8 protein-coding genes and 2 pseudogenes are annotated in these 7,855 nt (G+C 64.6%); 7 read left to right on the top strand and 3 right to left on the bottom strand.

Annotated features, from left to right (window positions below; translation table 11 throughout):
• Nucleotides 1–515, top strand: a 515-nt coding sequence (locus B3E94_RS24525) for a class 1 fructose-bisphosphatase (RefSeq protein ID WP_286915561.1), incomplete at its 5' end; no start/stop codon positions are given.
• A gap of 3 nt (nt 516–518) precedes the next feature.
• On the top strand, nt 519–1,115 hold the full coding sequence (locus tag B3E94_RS24520) for a DUF924 family protein (protein WP_176512977.1): 597 nt from the start codon (nt 519–521) through the stop codon (nt 1,113–1,115).
• Nucleotides 1,116–1,205: 90 nt separating this feature from the next.
• Here B3E94_RS24520 and B3E94_RS25675 read toward each other — a convergent pair whose 3' ends face one another.
• Both B3E94_RS25675 and B3E94_RS25670 read right to left on the bottom strand, forming a co-directional pair.
• On the bottom strand, nt 1,206–1,931 hold the full coding sequence (locus B3E94_RS25675; RefSeq protein WP_414708173.1) for a methyl-accepting chemotaxis protein: 726 nt from the start codon (nt 1,929–1,931) through the stop codon (nt 1,206–1,208).
• A 129-nt stretch (nt 1,932–2,060) separates the two neighbouring features.
• Nucleotides 2,061–3,098: pseudogene (locus B3E94_RS25670) on the bottom strand (cache domain-containing protein); the annotation flags it as partial.
• 224 nt (nt 3,099–3,322) lie between these two features.
• On the opposite strand from B3E94_RS25670, the gene bamE reads away from it, so the two are divergent.
• Nucleotides 3,323–3,577 carry an outer membrane protein assembly factor BamE domain-containing protein gene (gene bamE, locus B3E94_RS24510; RefSeq protein ID WP_079230016.1) on the top strand — a complete coding sequence of 85 codons (255 nt, stop codon included), beginning with the start codon at nt 3,323–3,325 and terminating at the stop codon, nt 3,575–3,577.
• Nucleotides 3,574–4,146: a lipocalin family protein gene (locus B3E94_RS24505; RefSeq protein WP_286915559.1), complete on the top strand. Its 573-nt coding sequence runs from the start codon at nt 3,574–3,576 to the stop codon at nt 4,144–4,146. The genes bamE and B3E94_RS24505 overlap by 4 nt, the downstream gene beginning before the upstream one ends.
• Nucleotides 4,147–4,418: 272 nt before the next feature.
• Here the strand turns inward: B3E94_RS24505 and B3E94_RS24500 are convergent, their stop codons facing one another.
• Nucleotides 4,419–5,783 carry a formimidoylglutamate deiminase gene (locus B3E94_RS24500; RefSeq protein WP_286915558.1) on the bottom strand — a complete coding sequence of 455 codons (1,365 nt, stop codon included), beginning with the start codon at nt 5,781–5,783 and terminating at the stop codon, nt 4,419–4,421.
• 143 nt (nt 5,784–5,926) lie between these two features.
• Between B3E94_RS24500 and hutC the strand changes: the two genes are divergently transcribed.
• The 3 genes and pseudogenes from hutC to B3E94_RS24485 form a co-directional block, all read left to right on the top strand.
• A complete protein-coding gene (gene hutC / locus B3E94_RS24495) occupies nt 5,927–6,637 on the top strand; it encodes a histidine utilization repressor (protein WP_176513002.1) in 711 nt (236 codons plus the stop codon).
• Nucleotides 6,634–7,206 (top strand): HutD family protein, encoded by a 573-nt coding sequence (locus B3E94_RS24490; protein ID WP_286915557.1) that lies wholly within the window; start codon nt 6,634–6,636, stop codon nt 7,204–7,206. The genes hutC and B3E94_RS24490 overlap by 4 nt, the downstream gene beginning before the upstream one ends.
• A 401-nt stretch (nt 7,207–7,607) precedes the next feature.
• Nucleotides 7,608–7,855: pseudogene (locus B3E94_RS24485) on the top strand (urocanate hydratase); the annotation flags it as partial.

The raw sequence follows: 7,855 nt of genomic DNA, 5'->3' as shown, positions 1-7,855 counted from the left end.
ACGGCCCGCAGACCATGCTGATCCTGACCCTGGGCAACGGCGTCAAGGGCTTCACCCTGGACCGCGAGCTGGGCAGCTTCGTGCTGACCCACGAGAACATCCAGGTGCCGGCAACCACCGCCGAATTCGCCATCAACATGTCCAACCAGCGCCACTGGGAAGCCCCGGTACAGCGCTACGTGGGCGAGCTGCTGGCGGGCGAGACCGGCCCGCTGAAGAAGAACTACAACATGCGTTGGATCGCCTCGATGGTGGCCGACGTGCACCGCATCCTCACCCGTGGCGGCCTGTTCATGTACCCGCGCGATGCCCGCGAGCCGAGCAAGCCGGGCAAACTGCGCCTGATGTACGAAGCCAACCCGATGTCGTTCATCATCGAGCAGGCCGGCGGCGCGTCCACCAACGGTTACGATCGCATCCTCGACATCAAGCCCGAGAGCCTGCACCAGCGCGTGTCGGTGATCCTCGGCTCGAAGGAAGAGGTCGAGCGTGTGACCGCCTACCACAAGGAGTAACCCATGCTCGCACCTTGGCAGCCGTTGCTGGAATGGTGGTTCGGTTGGGGCAACAGTGCCCAGGCCGTGGCTGACGAGAAGAGCACGCTGTGGTTCGGCAAGCATCACGATGCCGACGCCCAGGCGCTGTTTGGCGACCTGGTCGAGCATGCCCTGGCGGGTGGGCTCGACGAGTGGCAGCAGAGCCCGCAGGGCTGGCTCGGCCTGCTGATCCTGCTGGACCAGCTGCCGCGCATGCTCTACCGCGACACGCCGCGCGCCTTCGAAGGCGACCGGCGTGCGCAGGTGGTGGCGATGCAGGGTTTGCAGAAGGGCTGGGATTACCAGCTGCTGCCGATCCAGCGGGTGTTCGTGCTGCTGGTGCTGGAGCATGCCGAGGTGCTGGACTGGCAGAACCTGAGTGTCGAGCGCTACCGGATCCTGCTCGATGAGCAGCCGGAGGCGAGCCGCCGGTTGTTCGAAGGCTTCCTCGACTATGCCGAGCAGCATCAGCGGGTGATTGCCCGGTTCGGGCGCTTCCCCCATCGCAACCTGATGCTGGGCAGGCCCAGCACCAGTGAAGAGATGGACTTTCTGCTGGAGCCTGGGTCCAGGTTCTAAGCAGCCTGCACCAGCCTCTTCGCGGGGCAAGCCCGCTCCCACAGGTATTTGTGGGAGCGGGCTTGCCCCGCGAAGAAGGCGCCGCCGAATTCAGATCCTGAAACTCCCCACCAGCTGCTGCAACCGATCGACCTGATGCTCAAGGTCGGTGCAGGCACGCAACGTGCTCTGCAGGTTCTGCACCCCTTCCTGATTCAGCGTATTGATCTCGGTGATGTCGACATTGATCGACTCGACCACGGCCGTCTGTTCCTCGGTCGCCGTGGCCACCGACTGGTTCATGCCATCGATTTCGCCAATCCGCTGGGTCACGCTACCCAGCCGCTCACCCGCCTGGTTGGCAATGCCCACGCTATGGTCGCTGTGCTCGCGGCTCTGATTCATGGTGCTGACCGCCACCTGCGCACCGGCCTGCAATTCCTCGATCAGGCGCTGCACCTGCTGCGCCGACTCCTGGGTGCGGTGGGCCAGGTTACGCACCTCGTCGGCCACCACGGCAAACCCGCGGCCTGCCTCGCCAGCCCGCGCCGCTTCGATCGCGGCATTGAGCGCCAGCAGGTTGGTCTGCTGCGAGATGCCGCTGATCACATCGAGAATCTGGCCGATGTTCGCCGTGTGCGCATTCAGCGTCTCGATGTTGCCGCAGGAGTCGCTGATGCGCGCCGAGAGCTGGTTCATCACCTCGATGGTGCGCCCGACCACCTGCTGGCCATCTTGCGCCAGCCCACGGGCCTCGCTGGAATGCTGCGAGGCCAAGGCGGCGTTCTGGGCGATTTCCTGGGCGGCGGCACCCAGCTGGTTGATGGCCGCTGCCACGCTGCTGGTGCGGCTCGACTGCTGGTCGGCGTTGTGGATCGAGGCGTTCGAGGCGCTCACCACCTGGCTGGCCACCGCGTTGACCTGGCCGGTGGCCGAGGCCACTTCGCGAATCGACTCGTGGATGCGCTCGACGAAGCGGTTGAACGATTGCCCCAGGCTGCCGAATTCATCCTGGGCGTGGATGCTCAGGCGCCGGGTCAGGTCGCCTTCGCCCTCGGCGATGTCGTGCATGGCGCGGCCCATCAGGTGCAGCGGCTCCATCAGCACGCGAATCAGCACGCCGAGCAGGGCGATGATCACCACCACGGCAATCAGCGTGGCGACGATCGCCGAGGTGCGCAGTTCGCCGAGCATGGCAAAGGCGGCGTCCTGGTCCACCACCAGGGCCACGTACCAGTCCGCCGAGGGCACGCCGTCGACGTGGGTGAAGTTGATGAACTGCTTGCGGCCATCGAACTCGACTTCCTTCAGGCCGCTGCCGATGCGCGGGGTGTCGAGCGGGTACACATCGGCCAGGCTCTTGAGCGCAAGCTCGGCCTTGGGGTGGATCAGGATCTTGCCCTCGCCGTTGACGATGAAGGCGTGGCCATGGCCCTCGAAGTTCAGCGTGTTGATCAGGTTGCTGATGGTCTGCAGGTCGGTGTCGGCACCACTGACGCCCAGCAGGCGGCCCGCTTGCTGTACAGGCGTGGCCAGGGTGATCACCAGCTTGCCGGCAGACGCCGAAATGTACGGCTCGGTGACGATGGTGCGGGTACCGGCGCTGGCGGCCTTGTACCAGCCGCGAACCCGCGGGTCGTAGTCGGCGGCGCGGTTGCCCAGCGGTACCGATTGCATGCTGCCGTCCTGGCCGCCGAAATAAGTGAGCTGGAAATTGCTGCCATACACCGGCAGCGCCAGGCTGCGGTCGAGGCTGGCCTTGCCGGGGCCATCGATGGCAATTTGCTGGGCCAGCGAATCGAGCAGCTGGATGCGGCTGTCGAGCCAGTTGCGGATGGTGCCTGCGGTGAGGCCGCCCAACTCCTGCAGGGTGTTTTGCGTATCGCTGCGCAGCGACTGGCGCTGGCGGTAGTCGTTGAACAGGACGAAACAGGTGAAGGCAACGGCCACCACGAGGGCGGCGGCCAGCAGGATCTTGTGGCTGAACTTCAGGTTCTTGGTCATTTTTTTGCGGTCTGCACAAGGCACGTCGGAGGGGAGGCTGCGGCAATTCGCCACAGCCGCTCGCTGTGTCGTCCGCGGCGGCGGAAACATTAATCGTTTGCGCAGGTCCAGCCGACCAACGGCGTAGAACGAAAGGGGGGGTGGCAGGGAACCAGGGGAGGATTTTCCCGTCGAAGGTCACTGCAGGCCACTCGCCTGTTTCCACCTTTCAGGAGTGTTCCTTCATGTCGTTGCGTTCCCTCGCCCTGTTGTCCTTGTGCGTCGTCCTGACTGCGTGCAGCAAGATCAATCAGGAAAACTATTCCAAGCTCAAGGCCGGTATGAACAAGGCCGAGGTCGAGCAACTGCTCGGCACGCCCACCGAGTGCTCTGGCGCGCTGGGCATGAGCAGCTGCACCTGGGGGGACGAGAAGAGCTTCATCAGCGTGCAGTACGCCGCGGACAAGGTACTGATGTATTCCGGGCAGGGCCTCAAATGACCCGTGTGCACCTGCTGCTGGGGTTGTGCCTGGTGATGCTGCTCGGTGGCTGCGCCACCTCGGCCAACGACCCGCTGGTTCCCAAGACCGCGGGCAATGTCGACCTCAAGCGCTACCAGGGCAAATGGTATGAGCTGGCGCGCCTGCCGATGCCGTACCAGAGCGAGTGCGCCCAGTCCGAGGCGCATTACAACCTCAAGCCCGATGGCTCGTATGGCGTGCTCAACCGCTGCCGCACGATGGGTGACGAGTGGCTGCGCGCCGAGGGCCACGCCAACATCCAGGAGCCGGGGCATACCGACAGGCTGTGGGTCGAGTTCGACAACTGGTTCACCCGCCTCGTGCCGGGGCTGACCAAGGGCGAGTACTGGATCCTGTACGTGGACGATCGCTACCGCACCGCCATCGTCGGCAGCCCGGATCGCAGGTACCTGTGGATTCTTTCGCGCACGCCGAGCTTGCCGGCCTGGGAGCGCGAGAGCCTGTTGTCCAAGGCGCGGCAGCAGGGGTATGACACCAGCCGGCTGATCTGGCGCACGCCGGACAAGCAGATCGTGCAGATGCATTGAGAATGCTTTAACCAGGTTTCTGATCAGATCTCTGATCAGAAATTTGTGATCAGAAATTTGTGATCAGAAATTTGTGATCAGAAATTTGTGGGAGCGGGCTTGCCCCGCGAACACCGGCAAAGCCGGTGCCATCCACCGCGCTGCCTGCTTCGCGGGGCAAGCCCGCTCCCACAGAATCTCTACACCAAAGAATCTCTACACCACAGCATCTCTTCATCAGAGACTCTGTTTGCACACAGAGTCTCTGTCCCCCCCCGCAGCCAATCCAGTCATTAGCCCAACAGCTGACGCAACACCTCGACAAACGCCCGCGCACTGTCCGCTTCCTGCGCGTGCCGCCCCTGGCGCACCACCCACTGCCCGTTCACCATCACATCGCGCACCTGGCGATCGCCACCGGCGAACAGCCAGCGGTTGAGAATCGCATCGCCCTCGGCCATGGCGATGTACGGGTCCTGCCCATCCAGCACCAGCCAGTCGGCACGCTTGCCCACCGCCAGTTCGCCCAGCGGTTGCCCCAGCGCCTGGGCGCCGCCGCTCAGGGCCGCGTCATACAACGTGCGCCCGACCATCGGCTGGTCTTCGCGGTAGAGCCGGTTGCGGCGCTGGTCGCGCAGGCGTTGGCCATACTCCAGCCAGCGCAGTTCCTCGACCACGCTCAGTGACACATGGCTGTCCGAGCCAATGCCCATGCGCCCGCCCTGGGCCAGGTAGTCCACGGCCGGGAAGATACCGTCGCCCAGGTTGGCCTCGGTGGTCAGGCACAGGCCCGCCACCGCGCCGCTGCGCGCCATCGCCGTCACCTCCTGCGGGTCGGCATGGGTGGCATGCACCAGGCACCAGCGCGCATCCACATCGACGTGGTCGTACAGCCACTGCAACGGGCGCTGGCCGCTCCAGGCCAGGCAGTCGTCGACTTCCTTCTGCTGCTCGGCGATGTGGATGTGGACCGGGCATTGCCGATCGCTCGCGCCAAGCACCTCGGCAATCTGCCCCGGGGTTACCGCGCGCAGCGAATGGAAGCACAGGCCCAGCTGCTGCGCCGGTTGCGCGGCCAGCAGCGGGGCCAGCTGCGCTTGCAGGTTCAGGTATTGCTCGGTGGAGTTGATGAAGCGCCGCTGCCCGTCGTTGGGCGCCTGGCCGCCAAAGCCGGCATGGCTGTACAGCACCGGCAGCAGGGTCAGGCCGATGCCGCAGCTGGCGGCGGCCGCGCTGATGCGGCGCGACAGCTCGGCCGGGTCGGCGTAGGCCTTGCCCGCCTGGTCATGGTGCACGTAGTGGAATTCGGCCACCGAGGTGTAGCCGGCCTTGAGCATCTCGATGTAGAGCTGGCGGGCGATGACCTGCAATTGCTCCGGGGTGACCTTGCCGACCAGCCGATACATCAGCTCGCGCCAGGTCCAGAAGCTGTCGTTGGGGTTGCCCGCCACTTCCGCCAGGCCCGCCATGGCCCGCTGGAAGGCATGCGAATGCAGGTTGGGCATGCCGGGCAGCAAAGGCCCGTTCAGCCGCTCGGCGCCCTCGGCGCTGGCATCGGCTGCAATGGCGGCCAGCAGGCCATCGTTGGTGACTTCTAAACGGACATTGTTGGCCCAACCGCTGGGCAGCAGGGCACGTTCGGCAAAGTAGGCGGGCATTGCGCTATCCTGTTATTGTTCAACTTGTATATACATATACAGCCGTTTGCCTGCCGGGTAAACTCCGGCAAGCTACCTTCAATCACTTCGCACAAGGATCAAACGCCGTGCCGACACCTCCTGTCTCCGCGCTGGTAGCCCAGATGGGCGAGGGCCCGGCGCCGCTGTATGCCCGGGTCAAGCAGATGATCGTCCAGCAGATCGAAAACGGCAGCTGGCCGCCGCACCACCGGGTGCCGTCCGAGAGCGAGCTGGTCAGCCAGCTGGGCTTCAGCCGCATGACCATCAACCGCGCCCTGCGCGAGCTCACCGCCGAAGGGCTGCTGGTACGCATGCAGGGCGTGGGCACCTTCGTTGCCGAGCCCAAGACCCGCTCCGCGCTGTTCGAGGTCAACAACATCGCCGACGAGATTGCCGCGCGCGGCCACCAGCATAGCTGCCAGGTCATCGTCCTGGCCGAGGAAGCAGCCGGCTCCGAGCGCGCCCTGGCGCTGGACATGCGCGAAGGCCAGCGGGTGTTCCATTCGCTGATCGTGCACTTCGAGAACGGCGTGCCGGTGCAGATCGAAGACCGCTTCGTCAATGCGCTGATCGCCCCGGACTACCTCAAGCAGGACTTCACCCGGCAAACGCCTTACGCCTACCTGTCCCAGGTGGCGCCGCTGACCGAAGGCGAGCACGTGGTCGAGGCGATTCTCGCCGAGCCCGACGAGTGCAAGCTGCTGCAGATCGAGCGCGGCGAGCCTTGCCTGCTGATCCGCCGGCGCACCTGGTCGGGCCGCCAGCCGGTGACCGCGGCGCGGCTGATCCACCCCGGTTCCCGTCATCGCCTGGAAGGACGTTTCAGCAAATGAGCCAGTTGCAGTTATTGCGTGCCCAAGATTACCCGCGCATGCCGTGGAAGAACGGCGGGGGCTTTACCGAAGAGATCACCCGCGATGCCGGCGATGGCCTGGACGGCTTCGGCTGGCGCCTGTCGATCGCCGATATCGAGGCGTCCGGTGGCTTTTCCAGTTTTGCCGGTTACCAGCGCATCATCACCGTGCTGCAGGGCGATGGCATGCGCCTGACCGTGGACGGCGAGCACGCCCGGCCGCTGTTGCCGTTCGATGCCTATGCCTTCAGTGGCGAGAGCCAGGTGAGCTGCACCTTGCTGGGTGGGCCGATTCGCGATTTCAACCTGATCTATGCGCCTGGGCGTTACCGGGCGCGCTTGCAGTGGTTCAACGGTGGCAGCCGGCTGTTCAGTGCGGCCGATACGGTGCTGGTGTTCAGTGCCCAGGCCGAGTTGCAGGTGAGCATCGATGGCCAGGCGCGTTCGCTGGGCTTGTATGACTGCCTGCAGCAGAGCGGCAACGAACGGTTGCTGGAAGTGGATGTGCTGGGGCGCTGCTGCGTGATCGAGCTGATCCAACTCTCGTAGTGCTAGCACTGGCCCATCGCCGGCAAGCCGGCTCCCACACAGCCTCCAGGGCTGCCGAGATACCCTGTGGGAGCCGGCTTGCCGGCGATAGGGCCCGTACAACCCCCACAAAAGTTACCCGGTAACGCTCCCAAACGGAGCAGCCTGTTACCGATCGCCCCAGGATGGCGCAATGCCGTCCCTCCCCACATCCCCCTCTGCACACCCCTCCGCAATTTTTTTCCCGCCCCTCGATCCCCCGATTTCCCTGGCCTGCACCCCATCCCCAAAACCCTCGAAACAACCTCGAAAGCGCACTTGGCAATTCAATTGCATATGCTTGTATGTACAAGTAAAGCCAAGTGCGCGAAAGTGGATAGGCCGTCCCCATTCGCGCTGTACGCACCCGAGGAGCACTTTTCGTGACTGACAACAAACTCAACAAATTCCGTGACGTCGAGATCCGCGCCCCGCGTGGCAACAAGCTGACGGCCAAAAGCTGGCTGACCGAAGCGCCGCTGCGCATGCTGATGAACAACCTCGACCCGCAGGTCGCCGAAAACCCCAAGGAACTGGTGGTGTACGGCGGCATCGGCCGCGCCGCGCGTAACTGGGCCTGCTACGACAAGATCGTCGAGAGCCTGACTAACCTCAACGACGACGAAACCCT

This window comes from Pseudomonas sp. UBA6315 (genome assembly GCF_002438125.1).
In the GTDB taxonomy this organism is placed as follows: domain Bacteria; phylum Pseudomonadota; class Gammaproteobacteria; order Pseudomonadales; family Pseudomonadaceae; genus Aquipseudomonas; species Aquipseudomonas faucium.
The sequence above is the reverse complement of the archived record's forward strand: the minus strand, read 5'-3'. Positions and strand labels throughout refer to the sequence as shown.